The organism is Myxococcus llanfairpwllgwyngyllgogerychwyrndrobwllllantysiliogogogochensis, from assembly GCF_006636215.1.
Lineage (GTDB): Bacteria > Myxococcota > Myxococcia > Myxococcales > Myxococcaceae > Myxococcus > Myxococcus llanfairpwllgwyngyllgogerychwyrndrobwllllantysiliogogogochensis.
Genome location: NZ_VIFM01000975.1, coordinates 1 through 392, shown reverse-complemented (window position 1 = coordinate 392; position 392 = coordinate 1). Strand labels below are relative to the sequence as shown.

At 69.4% G+C, this 392-nt stretch carries 1 protein-coding gene; it reads right to left on the bottom strand.

What is annotated here, in order from left to right; translation table 11 throughout:
• Positions 1-202: 202 nt before the first annotated feature.
• A partial coding sequence (locus FJV41_RS57645; protein ID WP_220138076.1) for a hypothetical protein occupies positions 203-392 on the bottom strand: 190 nt, incomplete at its 5' end.

Sequence of the window (392 nt, the reverse complement as noted above, 5' to 3'; positions counted from 1 at the left end):
GCCTACATCGGGTCGCACCCCGCCAGGGCGCGTATGCTATTGCCAGAACGTCGCGTTCACAAGGACGCGTGGGTTGAAACTTGGATCAGCGTGTCTGCCCATTCCACCATCGGGGTCGCACCCTTGGGTGCGCGGGTCGCAGCGCCCGTCCCTTGCAGCAACCCGGCTGCAGGGACGTCAAGCGCTCCGGCGAATGGCACCGTCAGGCCCGCAGCTCCTTGAGCAGCTTGCCCACGTCCAGCCCCCGCGCCCGTTCCTGGATCTGCGGCGCATAGCGCTGCTGCAGTCCCCGGGCCTCCTCGGCCGTGCGGGTGAAGGCGGACTTGAGCGCGTCGGTGCCCAGCGTGCGGCCGCCCGCGTAGTAGCGCTGCGCGACCTTGCCGAGTGCGTAC